Origin of the sequence: Emticicia sp. 21SJ11W-3, assembly GCF_024138715.1 — a bacterium.
Lineage (GTDB): Bacteria > Bacteroidota > Bacteroidia > Cytophagales > Spirosomataceae > Emticicia > Emticicia fluvialis.
In genome coordinates, this window is sequence record NZ_CP092074.1 from 1,802,201 (window position 1) to 1,819,152 (window position 16,952).

Annotated in this window: 13 protein-coding genes; 1 reads left to right on the forward strand and 12 read right to left on the reverse strand. The window is 41.8% G+C overall.

Annotated features, from left to right (window positions below; genetic code table 11):
- Window positions 1-199 precede the first annotated feature (199 nt).
- The 4 genes from MB380_RS07615 to MB380_RS07630 form a co-directional block, all read right to left on the reverse strand.
- Window positions 200-3,826, reverse strand: coding sequence for a M1 family aminopeptidase (locus MB380_RS07615; RefSeq protein WP_253534263.1), 3,627 nt, complete (start codon window positions 3,824-3,826; stop codon window positions 200-202).
- Window positions 3,827-3,846: 20 nt separating this feature from the next.
- Window positions 3,847-4,713, reverse strand: coding sequence for an ABC transporter ATP-binding protein (locus MB380_RS07620; RefSeq protein ID WP_253534265.1), 867 nt, complete (start codon window positions 4,711-4,713; stop codon window positions 3,847-3,849).
- Between the two features lie 129 nt (window positions 4,714-4,842).
- Window positions 4,843-6,102, reverse strand: a complete 1,260-nt coding sequence (locus tag MB380_RS07625) for an acetylxylan esterase (protein WP_253534267.1) — start codon at window positions 6,100-6,102, stop codon at window positions 4,843-4,845.
- Between the two features lie 52 nt (window positions 6,103-6,154).
- Complete coding sequence (locus tag MB380_RS07630; RefSeq protein WP_253534269.1) at window positions 6,155-7,528, reverse strand: aminopeptidase P family protein; 1,374 nt, start codon at window positions 7,526-7,528, stop codon at window positions 6,155-6,157.
- A 337-nt stretch (window positions 7,529-7,865) separates the two neighbouring features.
- Between MB380_RS07630 and MB380_RS07635 the strand changes: the two genes are divergently transcribed.
- Window positions 7,866-8,372 (forward strand): GbsR/MarR family transcriptional regulator, encoded by a 507-nt coding sequence (locus tag MB380_RS07635; protein ID WP_253534271.1) that lies wholly within the window; start codon window positions 7,866-7,868, stop codon window positions 8,370-8,372.
- 92 nt (window positions 8,373-8,464) lie between these two features.
- On the opposite strand, the gene glmS is transcribed toward MB380_RS07635, so the two are convergent.
- The 8 genes from glmS to MB380_RS07675 form a co-directional block, all read right to left on the reverse strand.
- Window positions 8,465-10,303: a glutamine--fructose-6-phosphate transaminase (isomerizing) gene (gene glmS, locus MB380_RS07640; RefSeq protein WP_253534272.1), complete on the reverse strand. Its 1,839-nt coding sequence runs from the start codon at window positions 10,301-10,303 to the stop codon at window positions 8,465-8,467.
- A gap of 160 nt (window positions 10,304-10,463) precedes the next feature.
- Window positions 10,464-11,936 carry a DUF4270 family protein gene (locus MB380_RS07645; protein WP_253534273.1) on the reverse strand — a complete coding sequence of 491 codons (1,473 nt, stop codon included), beginning with the start codon at window positions 11,934-11,936 and terminating at the stop codon, window positions 10,464-10,466.
- A complete protein-coding gene (locus tag MB380_RS07650; protein ID WP_253534274.1) occupies window positions 11,845-12,654 on the reverse strand; it encodes a glycogen/starch synthase in 810 nt (269 codons plus the stop codon). Before MB380_RS07650 ends, MB380_RS07645 begins: the two co-directional genes overlap by 92 nt.
- Window positions 12,655-12,858: 204 nt before the next feature.
- Window positions 12,859-13,668 carry a glutaminyl-peptide cyclotransferase gene (locus MB380_RS07655; protein WP_253534275.1) on the reverse strand — a complete coding sequence of 270 codons (810 nt, stop codon included), beginning with the start codon at window positions 13,666-13,668 and terminating at the stop codon, window positions 12,859-12,861.
- A gap of 90 nt (window positions 13,669-13,758) precedes the next feature.
- On the reverse strand, window positions 13,759-14,388 hold the full coding sequence (locus MB380_RS07660; protein WP_253534277.1) for an alpha/beta hydrolase: 630 nt from the start codon (window positions 14,386-14,388) through the stop codon (window positions 13,759-13,761).
- 20 nt (window positions 14,389-14,408) lie between these two features.
- On the reverse strand, window positions 14,409-15,347 hold the full coding sequence (locus MB380_RS07665; RefSeq protein ID WP_253534279.1) for a ring-cleaving dioxygenase: 939 nt from the start codon (window positions 15,345-15,347) through the stop codon (window positions 14,409-14,411).
- A 152-nt stretch (window positions 15,348-15,499) separates the two neighbouring features.
- Window positions 15,500-16,084, reverse strand: coding sequence for a Crp/Fnr family transcriptional regulator (locus MB380_RS07670; protein WP_253534281.1), 585 nt, complete (start codon window positions 16,082-16,084; stop codon window positions 15,500-15,502).
- 33 nt (window positions 16,085-16,117) lie between these two features.
- On the reverse strand, window positions 16,118-16,888 hold the full coding sequence (locus MB380_RS07675; RefSeq protein ID WP_253534283.1) for a M15 family metallopeptidase: 771 nt from the start codon (window positions 16,886-16,888) through the stop codon (window positions 16,118-16,120).
- Window positions 16,889-16,952 lie beyond the last annotated feature (64 nt).

Genomic DNA, 16,952 nt, shown 5'->3' on the forward strand with positions numbered 1-16,952 from the left:
TGCTAAGTAGTAACATATAGTGTTTAGGTGTATTGATTGTCTTAAATACAAAGTTTAGTTATTATTTAACCTGTAAATTTTGCATTAATAATACTTTTTTACAGTCAGGGTGTGAATTAAACAAATTTTATTGAAATGAACACATTTTAAGAAGAATTTCCATAAAAAAGGGGGCTAATCATTAGCCCCCTGGTAAATTTTAACCGCCTTCTGATTTTTCGGCAGCTTTGGTGTTGTCTTCTGCGTGCCGGTCTATCAGCTTGTTAATGGGGTCAACGCCGGCTTTTACAGGTTCTTCTTTTACAATGATGGTAAAAGTGTTTTTCTTCTGCGTTATTTTATGTTTTTTCAGGTAAAGCAGCTTTTCTTTTCCGTCTTTGCCTTTACCGTACACACCTACATCAATCCAGTCGTTAATGGCAACCGGCGTTTCGTTACCTGAGCTGTCTGCCCTGAATTTCTCGTTGGTTGATATAATTTTTACCTCAAAAGTCTTGTTTTTCAGAGGCTTGAACTCTACCTGCTCAACTTTGTTTTCAAACAAAGTGATGGTTTCAAACATATCATGAATAATATTCTTTAACGAATCAGGCGTTTGGTCTTTAAAGTATTTCAGTAAATCGTTGCTGGTGGGGTATCTTTTATTCTTAGAGTCAGGGCCCGGATACTGCCATTCGGCAAGGAAGTTTCGTAAAGCCGCATTTACCTTTTCTTCGCCAATGTAATCCTGCAAGGCAAACATCACAACCGACCCTTTCCGGTAATGAATGTATCCCTGCCCTTCAACCATGTTCAAAGGTTGTTCTTTTTTGCGTTCGGTTGCCCGGCCTCTCAGGTAGCTGTTTAATTCATATTTCAAAAATTTCTGCATAATTTCTGGCGTTACAGCATGTTTCATGACCATCAATGCCGAGTACTGCGCCTGCGTTTCTGATAACATGGCATTGCCTTTCACGTTGGCTTCAGCTACCTGATGCCCCCACCACTGGTGGCCCAGCTCATGCGCCGTTACGTAAAAAGGCATATCCAGGTCTTCTTCGGGTTTGTCTACTTTCTGAATAAAGCCGATGCCCTCAGAGAACGGAACAGTATTGGCAAAAGACTGCGCAAATTCTGAATAGCGCGGAAACTCCATAATGCGCATCTGGCGGTACTGATAAGGGCTGAAATGCTTGCTGAAATAATCAAATGATGCCTTCATAGATGCCATCATCTTGTTCAGGTTATATTCATGGCCCTTGTTGTAATATATTTCAAGGTCAACATTCTTCCATTTGTCTTTTTTAAGTTCATATCGGGCCGACACAATAGAATAAAAGTTGCACATAGGCACATCCATTTTGTAATGGAAATACTTACGGTCGTTTTCGTTCCAGGTTTTTTGCAGATACCCAGGTGCAATGGCAGTCTGGTCTTTTTCGGTTCCAATTACCATTTCAAAGCGAATATAATCGGCATCATCACCAAAAAGGCTCTGCGATAAACCCACCGGATTACTCTGCTCCATCATGCGTTCTTTCTCCGGTAGTTTGTGCTTCCGTCTTGTGTCATCGTCACCTAGTTCGTACTCGCTCGAATACCCGATGGTCGGGAAATAAAGGTTATTAAAAAACGTACCATTATAAACAATATCGGTGTTGCCACCGGTGGCCTCAAAACCTTTGGTTTCATATCTGGTTTTAAACGACATCCTTACTGAATCGCCGGGTGCCAACGGCTTGTTGAGCGTATAAATAGTATAGCCATACTTGCCATAGGTTTTGTTTTCTTTAGCGCCGCCGTCAAATCGCAGGTAATCGAGCTTCATTTTGTGCGCTTCATCATTTTGTATGTGTACATCGGCCATTGTCTTTGATGTCTTGTTTTTCAACCAGAAATAGCCCTCGGCCGTAAAATTCCTCTCCTGCGGGTATATCTCCACCTTCAGGTTTACATCTATTATTTTGGGCTGTGGCAAATGCTCAAATTTCTTCAGGGCTTTTTCGTAAGCTACCCTTTTTTCTTCTCCTTCCTCGCGGGTTTCGTAGGTGTTCAGCTGGTTTGTATTATAAAAAATATAGATACCAGCTGCAACAAATGAAGCCAGTGCAAAAAGCCCGAGCGTAACAACTGAACGGGTTAAGCGCAATCGGCCTACGCGCAACCGGGTTTTCATTACGGCCTCTGACCCACGCACCGAGAACACAACGGCCACTATGAAAAGAAAAGCAACAAAAGCAAACCAGTAAAATTTTAACCATGAAAAACGGGTAATGAAGTGCCCGTATTTGTTCATGTCGGAGTAATCTCGTAAGCTACCGCTACCGAATGAAAACAATGGATGCTGAATACCAGATGCCGCCAGGAAGAACGTAACCAGAAAGAACACGAACATCATGGCAAAGCCCACAAATTTGTTGTGTGCCATAACCTGCACAAAGAACGAGAGCAGCGTATAAAGCACCAGGAAGATCATGGTATTGGTAAAAAGCGATTTGAAATACAGTGAGATTTCGAAATTGAAATATCCATGACTGGCCTGTATGACAACACCTGAAAGAATGAGAATGAGTAGCAGGCCGGTATAAATTATAAGCAAGCCAACAAACTTTGAAAAGAGATTTACCCAGTCGGGCACAGGAGTGGCATCTATAATAAGGTGCATATTGGTTACCCGCTCTTTCCAGATAAGCTCGCCTGAATAAAACACCACAATGATAAGGAAGTAAAGGTCAAAATTATTCAGGAGACCAATTACATTGGCTGTAATGGGGTAAGAGCTGGTACCATACATTTCTTCAAAATAGAACGAGCTGATAATCAAATCGGCAAGGCCTATCATAATAATGGCAATGAACGGAATCTCGCGCACAACCATTCGGGTATAAAACAGGGATTCTTTCCAGAGTTGCTTCAAATGAGTTGAAAAGCCACTGAATTGCTGAACAACAGGGATGACCACCGCCTCGGGCCGGATACCTGATTTCTCTTCTTTAACCGCTTTTTTTCTGAACCAGCTGCTACGAACTACATTGTAGCTGAAAGAAAAGTATGTAACAACCAGAATGCATAGGGCTATACCTACCCAAATAAGCCTGTTCCATAATAGAACCCCTTCAAATGGTGCAATAAGGGTGTTTTTTTGAGCGGGTGTCCAGTATTCGGTATAAATATTGAATGCCCTGAAACAGAATGGGTCTAGTAAAGCTGCCAGATTTTTGTTCTCAATGTCTCCGAGTATAGTGTCGGTAATCTGGTAGAGTACAAATAAAACGATGCCCTGCGTATAAATTACCACTGTAGAGCGGCTCAATGCCCCGGCAGCAAAAAAGATAGCGCCCTGTATGAAAATATTAGTAATGCCCCAATAGATAAAAGGTTGTAAATAAGACCAGGCATTGAAAGGTAACATTGATTTGCCTTTCCAGGAAGGCTCCCAGGGCAAATACTCACCTATGCTGAAACCCAGCATCAGTGCCATCCAGATGGCTGAATAAACAAGTACCATAACCAGAAAAGACCCGAGAAAACGCCCAAAGAGATAATCAAACTTTGACACCGTGGTGCTGAACATCAAAGACTCCATCTTGTGTTCAAAATCCCTTAGCACAGCCACACCCATAATAGCCGAGGCAATGAAGGTCATGAAGAAGGTCATGATGATGGTCATGGTGGCCAGAAAAAACGGAGAGTTCTCTTTGATTTGCCCTCCGGCTACCCCTTCAAAACTAACATATTTAGAGGTGGCGGCAGCAAAGCAGAGTAGAAACAGAATACCAAAATAGATATAAGTGGCAGGCCGGTTTTTTCTGTAAGAAAACTCAAACCTTAGTATTTCGTTAAGCATAAAAATAATCTATGTAAGGTTTAAGCAAATATTTTAGAGAAGTAAACGTCTTCAAGGTCGCCTTCAATGGCTTCAAAATTACCATCGGGGTTGGTGTCAGCAAAAACATGGATAACAGGATTACCTGCTATGAGTTTTTCTGAAATCACCCTGAAATTGCTTTTATATTCAGCCAGTTCATTTTTACTGATGCGTTTTTCCCATATTTTGGCTGCAATAGATTTCAGGGCTTCGTCGGGGCTGCCTTTAAAGAGCACTTCACCTTTATTAAATACGGCCATGTCTGAGCAAAGCTCTTTTACATCGTCTACTATATGGGTAGATAATATCACCACCGTGTTTTCGCCCAGTTCTGATAACAGGTTCAGAAAACGGTTTCTCTCTGCCGGGTCCAGCCCTGCAGTTGGTTCATCTACAATAATCAGCTTTGGGTTGGCTAATAGTGCCTGCGCTATACCAAAACGTTGTTTCATACCGCCAGAATACCCACCCAGGTTCTTTTTGCGGGCGTCCCAGAGGTTGGTTTTTTGTAAGAGCGCTTCTACAACTGCTTTGCGCTCGGCCGAATTGGTGATGCCTTTCAACACTGCCAGATGGTTAAGCAGCGTAAGCGCATCCACTTTTGGGTACACGCCAAATTCCTGCGGTAAATACCCCAGTGTTTTACGCACTTCTTCTTTCTGGGTCAGAACATTGATGTTTCCAAGACTTATTTCTCCGCTGTCTGGTTCCTGTAAGGTGGCGATGGTTCGCATGAGTGATGATTTACCTGCGCCATTAGGGCCAAGCAGACCAAACATACCCTGATTGATGGTGAGGTTTACATCTTTCAGGGCATGCACGCCGTTGGAATACGTTTTGTTGAGATTAGAAATAACCAGTTGCATAATGAAGGTGTTATTTAGGTAGAAATTGAACCTAATATTAGGGATAAATAAAGGAGAGAGAAAAAAAATATGACAAAAGGACGATTTTATATATAGGGCTAATCTTTGCCTGTGTACTGGTATTCGTTTTTACTTCCGCTTGTTTACTACTTCTGCGGCAAATTTTAAATATTGTTCCCAGTCATAGGCTGTCATGTGGTGCTTGCCAGACCTGTAATGGTATCTGATATCGCTTCCTACCGGAATGTCAACTTTTGGCTGAGCATCTACTCCCAACCCGTTTTTACCGTATAGGGCAAAAACAGGTTCGGCATTTTTTAATGCCAGAAATTCGCCATTTGGGTCAGCCCACTGGTCACCTTCTGCGCTTGATACATACACCGCCCGAGGTGCTATAAGGCCAAACAACTGGTGTTGGTCAAACGGAAGCGCATCTATACTGCCAGCATACGTTTTGTATTTACCTGCAAACCAGTGCGGAAAGTTTTTGTTGATTATTTCATGTGTTTCGCCGTACCACCTTCTTTTCAAAGCAGCGCCGCCTTCGCCTGATTCGTTAGAAATAAAGGCAGCAAATCGCTGGTCTTGTGCTGCTGCCCAGAAAGCGGCCTTGCCCAATCTTGAATGGCCAATAACTATGGCTTTTTTGCTGTTTACGTCGTTATCGGTTTCCAGATAGTCAAGCATTCTGCTCAGTTGCCATGCCCAGGCGCCCATCGCGCTCCATTCGGTTTCCTCTGTCATATTCAGGCAGCCTCTCAATCCTGCTTTCCAGCCTTCTGCATGGTCTGGCTCTATGTCTCCATAATAGGCTGTTGCCATAGCAAAACCTTTACTGATAATGGTTTCGGCAGGCCAGGTTTCTACAACTGCTTTGCCTCTCGATGCCAGCGTCGCCCGGTTTTTAAAAACATGCTCTGGGTTTTTCTGAAAATCAACCATCCAGTTCTGAGTAATCAGTACATCCGGGTCATTACCCAATGAGTGGTTTCCTTCAAAATTCAGGCCTATAAAAACAGATGGTTTTCTGATATGCTTCGGGATATAAAGCAATAAATTGATTCCGTTTAATTGAGGGAAATCCTCAAACGTAATCAGTACCTGCTTTCTGATGGCTTTGCCTCCAAGTGCATTATTATTTGTTTCAATAATTTTATACTTTACCCTGCTTTTTATTTCTGGCGTAATGCCATACACATTTTCGGCAAACAGCTGAACCAAAGCCGGCCTGTTGGCCTCCCATTGTGCAGCAGAGGTAATTTTTTTGTTATCAATACCTGTCAGAATATCAGGTAGCGTATAGGCAGGTATTCTGGCTTCGTCGTAGTTGACATTCTGGGCAGCTAGCATTTGCGGAATGAAATATAAAATGCAGATAATTTTTTTCATAGCTCATAAAAAATTGAGGCACACTTCTTGTTGAAATGTGCCTCAATTTAAACTAATTTTTCAAATTCTCTACCTCTTCAACCGTTTTTGGTATGGGTTTGCCTAAAACTTTGTAGCCGGTGTCGGTTATCAGGCAGTTGTCTTCTATGCGTACTCCGCCAAAGTCTTTATAGGCTTCCAGTCGGTCGTAATTCACAAAACCGGTAAATTGGTTTTCGGCTTTCCATTTTTCAATTAGCTCGGGTATAAAGTACAGCCCGGGTTCAACGGTAACCACAAAGCCGGCTTCCAGTTCTTTGGCTAGTCTGAGCGATTTCAAGCCCAATTGAGTGCTACGCTCCAGGCCCTCTCTGTAGCCGACAAAGTTTTCGCCTAGGTCTTCCATATCATGTACATCCAGGCCAATGGCGTGGCCCAGGCCATGTGGCATAAAGAGGCCTTGCACGCCAAGCGCGAGCATTTCGTTTATATCACCTTTTACAATGCCCAGGGCGTCCAGCCCTTCTAAAAGCACTTGGTTGGCGAGCAGATGAACGTCTCTGAAAAGCACACCGGGTTTCAGGGCTTCAATTGCCTTTAATTGCATTTGCAATACCACATTGTATATCTCTTTTTGTTGTTCTGTAAATGTCTTACTTACAGGAATCGTGCGCGTAATGTCTCCGGCATAAAACATACTGTTTTCAGCTCCAGAATCATTCAGGGCCAGTTTACCCTCGGTCATGGTATTGCCATGATAATGATTATGCAATGTTTGCCCGTTGATACTGAAAATGATTGGGTAGGCCAGGTCTCCGCCGCCCTCCAGTGCTTTCTGGTGTAGTAAGGCAGCTATTTCAAATTCCTTCCGGCCTGCCCGGGTTTCGCGCATGGCGGTTAGGTGCATTTCGCGGGTAATGTTTACGGCCTCTTCCATCTGCACAATTTCTTCAGCAGATTTGTATGAACGCTGCCCTACAATGGCTTTTATCAGGTCTGTTGATGCCCGCTCTTTGAGTTGCGCCACAGGAATATTCAGCCAGCTGTTTAGTTTAAATTTATTCTCGTATCTGTAAGGCGGGGTGAAGTGTACCTTGCCAGCCTTGCTTAGTTTTTCAGCCAGTTTTGCGTAAGCGTCTGTTCTGTAAACACCCACCCTGCGGGCTTGGTCTGCCAGTGTAGGCTGGGGGCCAACCCAGATGATGTCGTCCATGCTGAATTCATCTCCGTAGATGATTTCTTCGCCTGAATCTACATCAATAATTGCTGCCAGATTGGGCAGACTTATGCCAAAATAATAGAGAAAATTACTGTCTTGCCGGTAACGGTACGTATTATCATGGTAGTTCATAGGGGCTTCTTCATTGCCCATAATTAAGATCAGACCGCTTCCAACGCTGCGTTTCAGAGTATTGCGTCTTTCTATATATGTTTGCGTAGAGAACATGTGCTTTTGATATTTTAAGGCACGAAATAAGCGAAAATGACTTAAAAAATATAGGTTTCAGTTGATTAATTTGTGCGCAAAAGGCGCATTGTACCAGTGATTAGGTTACGTTTTTCAATGCTGAGTTGATGGAATGGCTTTCAGCCGGGCGTATGTGAGCATTGTTGAGCTTTCAAGTGTTGTGTAAACAATTGTGAATCAGTGTATTAGGTGATGGGAGTTTTTGTTTTAATTTTTCAAAATATTTTCAGAAAATTTTGAAAATTCAAAATTGTTATTTTACTTTGAGGCAATTAGACTTACGTGCAAAAAAGTTTTACCAAAAAGGATGGCTACAATGGAGTTAAAAGAAGCAAAAGACAAGTTTATCCATACTTGGGGTACTCTTGCCACGCAGTGGGGTATTAACCGCACCATGGCACAGATACACTCTTTGCTTTTACTTGCGCCCAAATCAATGAATGCGGACGAAATAATGTCAGAACTGCAGATTTCAAGAGGAAATGTAAATATGAACTTACGCGACCTGATGGATTGGGGATTGATTTACAAACAGCTGCTGCCCGGAGAAAGAAAGGAGTATTTTATTGCAGAAAAAGATATCTGGAAAGTTGCCAAGCAGATTGCCAAAGAGCGACGCAGGCGGGAAATTACACCGCTGATTGAGGCCATGGAAGAGTTGAAAGAGGGTATAAAACCAGACAGTACTGAAAAAGAAGAGTTTCTTAAGATTGTTAACGATATCAGCACTGTTACGGTTTTTGCAGATAACACGATGAGTTCATTATTAAAAGCTGATGAGAACTGGTTGGTCAGTAATTTCATCAAAGTTTTTAACAAATAAGATTTTGGCTCAACTGAGCTGTATTTTTTTGGAGTTTTGGGGTTAAGCAGTAATCATCTCTTTGATAGACGATTACTGCTTTTTTTATGTTTTTACTCCACCGTTACCGACTTAGCCAGATTCCTTGGCTGGTCAACATTACGGCCTCTCATTACGGCAATGTAATAAGATATTAATTGCAGCGGAATAGAGGTTATTAATGGCAGCAGCAGGTCGTTGGTTCTGGGTACTTCTATTACAAAGTCTACCATTTTTGGTATCTGGGTTTCGCCTTCGGTTACAATGGCAATTACACGTCCTTTACGGGCCTTTACTTCCTGAATGTTTGATACTATTTTTTCGTAAGAATTATCTTTTGTAGCTATAAATACCACGGGCATATCTTCATCAATCAAGGCAATAGGGCCATGTTTCATTTCGGCGGCGGGGTATCCTTCTGCATGAATGTAAGAAATCTCTTTCAGTTTCAATGCGCCTTCCAAAGCCACCGGGAAGTTCAGCCCTCTGCCCAGGAATATGAAATTAGAGGCAAACGTAAATAGCTTCGATATGTCTTTTATCTGCTCGGCATTTTTAAGAATCTTCTCTACTTTTGATGGTATGGCATCAAGCCCCAGGAGCAACTCCCGGTATAAATTCTGGCTGATGGTTCCTTTTTTATGGGCTGTTGCTAGGGCTATCAGGCTCAGAACAGTAACCTGTGCCGTAAAAGCCTTGGTGCTGGCTACCCCAATTTCAGGGCCGGCATGTGTATAAACCCCCGCGTGAGTTATACGGGCTATAGACGACCCCACCACATTGCAAACACCAAGAATAATGGCACCTTTTGATTTGGCCAGTTCAAGGGCGGCCAGGGTATCGGCTGTTTCTCCTGATTGAGAAATAGCTATTACAATGTCTCCTTCTTTGATGATTGGGTTGCGGTATCGGAACTCTGACGCGTATTCAACTTCAACGTTTATGCGCGCCAGCTCTTCAAAAAGGTATTCTCCTACCAGGCCTGCATGCCAGGAGGTGCCACAGGCCACTATTACAATGCGGTTGGCACCCGCAATTTTATCCAGATAATCTCTTAAGCCACCTAATTGAAGCGTGGCATTTTCCAGATTGATACGGCCACGCATCGAATCAGCTATTGAGCGCGGCTGCTCAAATATCTCTTTAAGCATGAAGTGGTCATACCCGCCTTTTTCAATGGCTTCCAGCTCCAGCTCAACGGTTTCTATATACGGAGATACATCTTCATTGGCCAGGTTTTTAATTATCAGCTCATTATTTTTTACAATAGCTATTTCAAGGTCTTCCAGATAAACTACTTCTTTGGTGTATTCAATAATAGGGGTGGCATCAGATGCAAAGAAAAATTCGGCTTCACCAACACCAATAACCAGTGGGCTTCCTTTGCGGGCAGCTATCAGTTGGGTTGGGTTTTCTTTATCAATAATTACAATAGCATAGGCACCTACTACCTCACGAAGTGCAATTCGTACGGCCTCTTCAAGTGAGCATTGCATATTGGCCTGAATATCTTCAATAAATTTTATCAGCACCTCGGTATCGGTGGCGCTATCAAAACTATAGCCCTTGTTGATAAGGCTTTGCTTAATGGCAGAGTAGTTTTCTATAATACCATTATGTATAATAGCCAGCTTTTTGCTGGTTGAATAATGCGGGTGCGCGTTTACGTCGTTGGGTTCGCCATGTGTAGCCCAACGGGTGTGGCCTATTCCTATGGCGGCATGCAGGTCTTTGCCTTTCAGCTCGTTTTCAAGGTCTGATACCTTACCTTTTTTCTTGTATATATTAAGTTCGTGTCCGTTTAATAAGGCTATGCCGGCGCTGTCATACCCACGGTATTCTAATCTTTTCAGGCCTTTAATAATAATAGGTGCAGCTTCCCGGTGCCCTACATAAGCAACAATTCCACACATGGTTTATTGAAGTTTTAGTTTTCTATAAATAAAGAAGTTTTAAATAGAAAAAGTCCAATATCTGGCTATATATCTAATCAAATTTATGAAAAAAATACAATATAAAAACAAAAAGAGAGGAGATTTTGGTCTCCTCTCTTTTGTCTGAAATAACCTGATGTTACTTCTTGCCTGAATAGTAAACATTCAGTTTTATATTTTTTATAACTACGCGAGACACGTTATTATTGTAGATTCCGATGGTTGAACCAGACGATGTGGTACTTACAAAACTAGGTACCAGAGCAATGCCGTCGGTTGTCTTTTTCTTATTGAGCAGGTCTTGCAGATAAGAGGTAAAGTTAAACTGATAGTTGTTATTGGTAGTGTTGAAGTCTGCAATGTATTGTGTACCAGTGGCAACATCAAGCGCTACGAAGTCTTCAACATTATTCGTCTTTTTCAGACGATTATCTTTGCCAATTTCAACCAGTACAAACTGAGGTGGCACCCTTAAATTTCCGGCAACCTTGTCCATGTCAGGTTCAATAATCAGTTCAGCTTTATTAATAGCCACATTGTTGTTTCCGGCTTTTAGAAGGTTGTTCAGCGTGGGGAACAAAATTTTGGTGGTTATACCAGCGCCAGACTGCATATAAGTAATATTACCTGTTAATTGGGCAGGTACTGAATCAAATTCTTTTATATTTTGCAATACCTTACCCTGCCTGTTGGTTTTAATTTCGCTGAAACGTTCTCCCAGAAAAGTCAGCGACATGGCCTTGCCAACGGTATCGCCTTGCGCATGGTAATAAAGAACCGGTGCACTGCTACCCAGTGCCATAGAAATGCCGTAAACTGTTTGGGCGTTATTGTTGAGCGTAAGAGCAAAACCTTTAATGGCAGCAGTAAATTTGTCAATGTCTGACGACTGGTCTTTACCAATAATAGAAAAGATTTCGTTTCCTATAGAAGCAGGGAGCTTAAAGGAAATCAAACTGTCTTTAGCCGTTGAAGCCGCCGAACGTTTAAATTCTTTGTAAGTTAAGTTTTTGCTGGCAATAGGGGTGGCGTTATAACCCAGTTTATCTTTATTAAGGTATTTTTTACCTTTTACAAAGTCTTCTGTCAGTCGGTGAAGATTAAGCGTAACTGGTTTGGTAGAGTCTCCGTAAGCAAAACCATTGTGCGCAAAATAGACATACATAGAGTCGTATACGGCTTTGTCTTTATCTGCATCCGGGAAAGTAAGTGCGGCATATCCACCTGTATTTCCATCAATCGGAAGTGTTATCTGAGTAAATATAGTAGCAGAAACGTCTCCAAAAACGGGGTCAGTATAATGGCCCAGCACCGCACCTGATTGTGCAGATGTAACTATTGAGTCAATCATTACGGTGGCTCTGCTTACCGTAAGGGTATCAGTAAAAGTAGTAGCAAACTGTCCACCGCCCGATGGGGCGTCTACTGCAATATTAATAGGGTCTTCGCACGACAAAAAGAATGCGGAAAGTAGCAATATGGCTACATTCCGCATTCTAAGTGTGAAATTTCCGCTATTTTTAAGGAACGAGTTCTGTGTAAAGATTAAAGTACGTTTCCGTAACGTCGTCGTCTTCAATGCCTGCTTCAATTTTGTTAGCTGTAATTTCATTCAATAATTTACTTAAATTTTCGTTCATGCCCTCGTTAGCTTTCACTATTGAGTCGGCATATTGACAACCAATTTTAATGAATCCTTCAAAGTCTGCCGAGCGCAGATTGGCTAAAGCCTCATCTGAAACATCCATGGCTTTGGCTTTCTCAAGGATGTCTTCGTCAAACTTGTGCTCAAATGCGTTATTATAAATTGTAAATACTGACTTTGTGTCTTTGAAAACAGGGTCGTTTTTGTAAGTTGTTTTCAGATACAAAGGAATCAGAGCTGTCATCCAGTCGGTGCAATGTACAATGTCAGGAGCCCATCCTAATTTCTTCACAGTTTCCAGAACACCTTTACAGAAAAAGATTGTTCTTTCGTCATTATCATCATAGAAACTTCCCTCTTTATCTAAGAAAACGTATTTCCTGTTGAAATAGTCTTCGTTATCTAAAAAATATACTTGCAATTTTGCACTTGGTATAGAAGCCACTTTAATAATAAGCGGTTTTTCGTCTTCACCCACAGTAATATTGATTCCTGATAACCTTACCACTTCGTGGAGACGGTTTTTACGTTCATTGATTGAACCAAAACGAGGAATCAGGATTCTGATTTCCATGCCTCTTTCTTGCATGGCTTGCGGAAGTTTACGAAGAAATTCTGCTACTTCTGAAATTTGCAGGAAGGGATTTATTTCACTGGCAACGTACAGAATACGAAGTTTACGCATATCGATAAAAAATAATTTATTTGGGAGTGTCTTCCAAAAAAGTATGCAAAGATACGAAAAAAACTAACAATTTGTTATAAAATCTTTTTAAAACAAATCATCGGGCCTTGTAAACTATTAAAAATCTTCTGTTTGCAACCTTGCATTGCCACCTTTCTGCAGGCAATGGCGCCCGGCTTCGGGCAGCCTTTGCTACTAGTATTATTAATGCTTGAAATCTATCTGATACACCCTTGGCCACATTTTGCCGGTTACATAAACTTTGTTAACGGTTGAGTCATAGGCAATACCGTTTGTTTCCATTGATTTTGGGTATCGTGTGCGGGCATCAGATGCCAGCGAACCTAAATCCAGTTTTGCTACCACGTTTCCGGTGGCAGGGTCTATCTTTACAATTTCGTTCGTCTGCCATATATTGGCATAAATAAAACCCTTAATATATTCCAGTTCGTTGAGTTGCTCTTTTGCAAATCCGTTTTCTTTTACTGATAAGGTTTTAACAACTGCAAGGCTTTCAGGGTCCAGATAGGTTAGGGTGTAAGTGCCATCGCTCATGATGAGCCACTTACCGTCGGTGGTTAGCCCCCAGCCCTCAGCATTATTGAAACTGAATTCCTTTATTTTTTTAAATGTCTTTAAGTCGTAAACAAAGCCGGTTTTTGACTTGTAGGTAAGCTGATACACCTTGTTGTTCAGAATAGCCATGCCCTCACCAAAGTATTTAGACTTATCGAGGCTTACTTTTTTATCCAGTCGGCCCGTAGTTAAATCAACAATACCAATAACAGAAGAAGTTTCTGGCAGCTCATCAGGTGAGCCCGTACTCTCGTAAAGCAGATTATCATGCACCAGCAGCCCTTCTGTGAAAGCTGTGGTGTCGTGCGGAAACGAATTTACTAATTGAAATGGTATGTTAGGTATGGCTGATGTTTCTTCAGAGCTTGATTTACTGGAATCATTGCACGAAAAAAGGATAACAGCAAGAACACAAATACCGGTTAATGTCTTTTTCATGATTTATTGACGGAAACTTTTCCGCAAATCTAAAAAAAGTATTTCAACCCGATACTATGCCCGGCTATTATCCTTTGCTTTTAACTTCTTTTAACTAAAGTGCTTTTTGTACCATTCTGCCGAAAGCAGAATATCATTTCTGGTAAGCTGATGCCCCGTTGGCAGGTTATGATTGCTTACAGCAAATGCTGCATTTTTAAGAATTTCCACGTACTTTAAAGTATCAGCCTGATTAACCGTGGGGTCATTGGTACCATTACTTAAAAAAACCGGGGTGTTCAGGGTGTTTTTAAGGTCTGAACCAATACTCTTAAATGGCTGCATGGGGCGGTAAAGAATAGCACCGGCCAGAAAGTCAGGATACAGCACCAAAGTGCTTCCGGCAATATTAGCGCCGTTAGAATAGCCCAGTGCTACCATCTTGTTGACATCAAAACCTTCTTTTTCTGCCAGTTCTTTTAAAAAACTCACCATTTCATGCGTACGGAATGTTAAATCTTTTTCGTCAAATATGCCCATACCTAGTCTTTTGAAGAATCTTGGCATGCCGTTTTCAGACACATTGCCTCTTAAACTGAGTATATTAAAACCACTGCCTATTTCTTTGGCAATGGGTAGCAGGTCATGCTCATTGCCGCCAGTGCCGTGCAGGAGCAACAAAGTGGTTGCTCCTGGTTGTTCTACTGGCACATATATGTACTTTAAAGCCTGAAAATCCATTGTTTTAAACAATTATGTGGTTAATCTAATTTTACCAGATGGGCTTCAATCTCTTTTCTGCGAGGCTCGTATTGTGCAGGCAGTTTAAGATTAGTACCCAATTCTTCCAAAGGTTCGTCTACCGTGAACCCCGGATTATCAGTTGCTATCTCAAATAAAACGCCACCCGGTTCTCTGAAATACAAAGAGTGGAAATAGTTACGGTCTATCTGTGGCGTAATATGGAACCCCAGCTCCTGAATTTTTTTATGATAAGCCATCTGCGTTGCATCATCTTTAACTCTGAACGCAATGTGGTGTATAGTACCACCGGCACCTAAACCTCTGGCTTCGTTGGGTAATTCAACCAGATCAATGATATTGGCTGTATCAATGGCATCGGTAGCGTAACGATACCGGTTGGCTTCCTGGGCAATTAACTTATAGCCAAACACCTCTGTTAATACGGTTGCAGTAGGCTTAATATCATTAAGTGTAATGGTTGTATTATAAAAGCCCCTTGTTGCCACGTCTGCCTTTACTTCTTCTGTTTCATAGGGTTTTCTGGGGTCGGCATTTTTGGGTACAATCAGTTCAAGTTTCAATCCGTCAGGGTCAAGAAAAGTAAGGTATTTTTCCCCGAATCTTTCAGACGGTTTGTTATAAATTACATTGTATTTTTTAAAACGCTCTACCCAGAAATCAAGGCTGCCTTCTGGTACGGCATAGCCAATTTCGGTTGCCATACCGGCACCTCTTTTCCCCTGCCTTACGGCGTTTCCCCAGGGGAAGAAAGTTAGTACCGTGCCCGGAGTACCCTCACCATCTGCAAAGTAAAAGTGGTAAGTGCCGGGGTCGTCAAAGTTTACGGTTCTTTTAATGAAACGCAGGCCTAGTACTTTAGTGTAAAAATTAAAATTGCGTTTGGCATCTCCAGCTATCGCTGTTATGTGGTGTATGCCTAAGATTTTATTTTCCATTGTCTTTTTTATTTTAGAATTCAAGAATGTTTGTTTCTCAAATCTTAACATCTCTGTTGCTGATTTGATGATACAAAGTTGCAGTCTTGAAATTTCAAAAACATTGAACTAGGACAAGAAACAATACCGGCATAAAAAAATGCAGAAGGTTGTCAGGCTTTGGTCTTTGCCAGTTTGGTTCTTACTTTACTAAGAAACTCAGGCGAAAAGCCCAGATACGAGGCTATGTAATGTTGGGCAACTCTTTGGGGTATAGTTGGGTACCTTTCCAGGAAATCAAGGTATTTTTCAACAGCAGTAGTAGCAATGGTCTGAAACAACCGTTCCTGCATGCGCGTGAGGTTCCGCTGAACCATCAGCCTGAACATACGTTCAAACTTGGGCACTTCGGCCAGTAATTTCTCTTTGGTTTCGGGGGTTAAAACAAAAAACTCGCAGTCTTCCAGGGTTTCTATAAACATTCGGCTGGGTTTCTGCTCATGAAAACTGGCAATGTCGCTCACCCACCAGTTTTCTATGGCAAACTGAAGGGTAACCTCAGCGCCGCTGGGGTCAAGGTAATAGGTTCTTACACATCCTTTCTTTATAAATGCTTCAAATTTGCACACTTCACCTTCTTGTAGCAAAAAGGCCTTTTTGGCTACACTTTTTGCCTGCAATGATGCATTAAAGATGGCAACTTCCTGATCGGTGAAATCAGCGTACCGTGCAATGTAAGCGTTTATCTCTTCAAACATAATCTGATACTCTTCGGTAGGTTAATTCCAACGTCATTCTATTATTTTATATAATTCTTTGGCTTTGGCTCTCGAAATGGCATTGAAATGCCACCACTCGCTGTCTATGCGCATATACCCGGCCTTTTGCATGGCATTGCGTAAAACCAGACGGTTATCAATCTGCTTTTGAGTCAGTTTGCCTTCTACCAGCATCTCGTCTTCGTAAATAGGGTAGGCTAAATCGCCAAAATAATCATATTTGGTGCCCATGTCTAAGGGTTTACCAGACCTGGTATCAAACACAGTTAAATCAACTGCCGAGCCAAAGTTATGAATGGAGCCTTCTGCCGGATTCGCTACAAAATCGGCTCTTTTGGCAGGGGGTATGGTGTCTAGCATTGCCCACAATTTATGTTGTACTGATAACGGCCTTGCGCTGTCATAGACAAGTAGTCTGTATTCAGGATGCCGGCTTTGCAGATATTTACTGGCTTTGGCCAGCATCTCTGCCGGTTTTTTCTGCATGTAGGCGCGGGTCAGGTCTCCGTAAACATCCGAGCGCACAAAATTATCAGTTGTTGAGTACTTCAGTTCAACCATTATTGTAGAGTCCAGGGTTTGTACATTCACCAATCCCTGGTTAATCATCCGTTGCTCTAATTCAGGAATCTTCACCGTTTCTACAACCGCAACAGTATCTTTCTTTATTTGTATGGTATCAGTCTTTAATGTGTCTTTTTTTTCGGTCTGTGTCTGAGAAGTACAAGCTCCCATCAACAGGGTTACTATTGATATTCCTGAAATTAGCTTTAGTTTTGCCATAAAATTGGTTCATTATTCCGGCAGTTCCGGTTTTTTGTAGAAAATGAAAGGCAAGCAATTATAA

Coding starts and splice junctions, on each gene's coding strand:
- MB380_RS07630 (WP_253534269.1), bottom strand. CDS start 7,528: ATGTTCTCTACGCAAACATATATAGAAAGACGCAATACTCTGAAACGC.
- MB380_RS07625 (WP_253534267.1), bottom strand. CDS start 6,102: ATGAAAAAAATTATCTGCATTTTATATTTCATTCCGCAAATGCTAGCT.
- MB380_RS07635 (WP_253534271.1), top strand. CDS start 7,866: ATGGAGTTAAAAGAAGCAAAAGACAAGTTTATCCATACTTGGGGTACT.
- MB380_RS07650 (WP_253534274.1), bottom strand. CDS start 12,654: ATGCGTAAACTTCGTATTCTGTACGTTGCCAGTGAAATAAATCCCTTC.
- MB380_RS07620 (WP_253534265.1), bottom strand. CDS start 4,713: ATGCAACTGGTTATTTCTAATCTCAACAAAACGTATTCCAACGGCGTG.
- MB380_RS07615 (WP_253534263.1), bottom strand. CDS start 3,826: ATGCTTAACGAAATACTAAGGTTTGAGTTTTCTTACAGAAAAAACCGG.
- glmS (WP_253534272.1), bottom strand. CDS start 10,303: ATGTGTGGAATTGTTGCTTATGTAGGGCACCGGGAAGCTGCACCTATT.
- MB380_RS07675 (WP_253534283.1), bottom strand. CDS start 16,888: ATGGCAAAACTAAAGCTAATTTCAGGAATATCAATAGTAACCCTGTTG.
- MB380_RS07645 (WP_253534273.1), bottom strand. CDS start 11,936: ATGAAATTACAGCTAACAAAATTGAAGCAGGCATTGAAGACGACGACG.
- MB380_RS07660 (WP_253534277.1), bottom strand. CDS start 14,388: ATGGATTTTCAGGCTTTAAAGTACATATATGTGCCAGTAGAACAACCA.
- MB380_RS07670 (WP_253534281.1), bottom strand. CDS start 16,084: ATGTTTGAAGAGATAAACGCTTACATTGCACGGTACGCTGATTTCACC.
- MB380_RS07655 (WP_253534275.1), bottom strand. CDS start 13,668: ATGAAAAAGACATTAACCGGTATTTGTGTTCTTGCTGTTATCCTTTTT.
- MB380_RS07665 (WP_253534279.1), bottom strand. CDS start 15,347: ATGGAAAATAAAATCTTAGGCATACACCACATAACAGCGATAGCTGGA.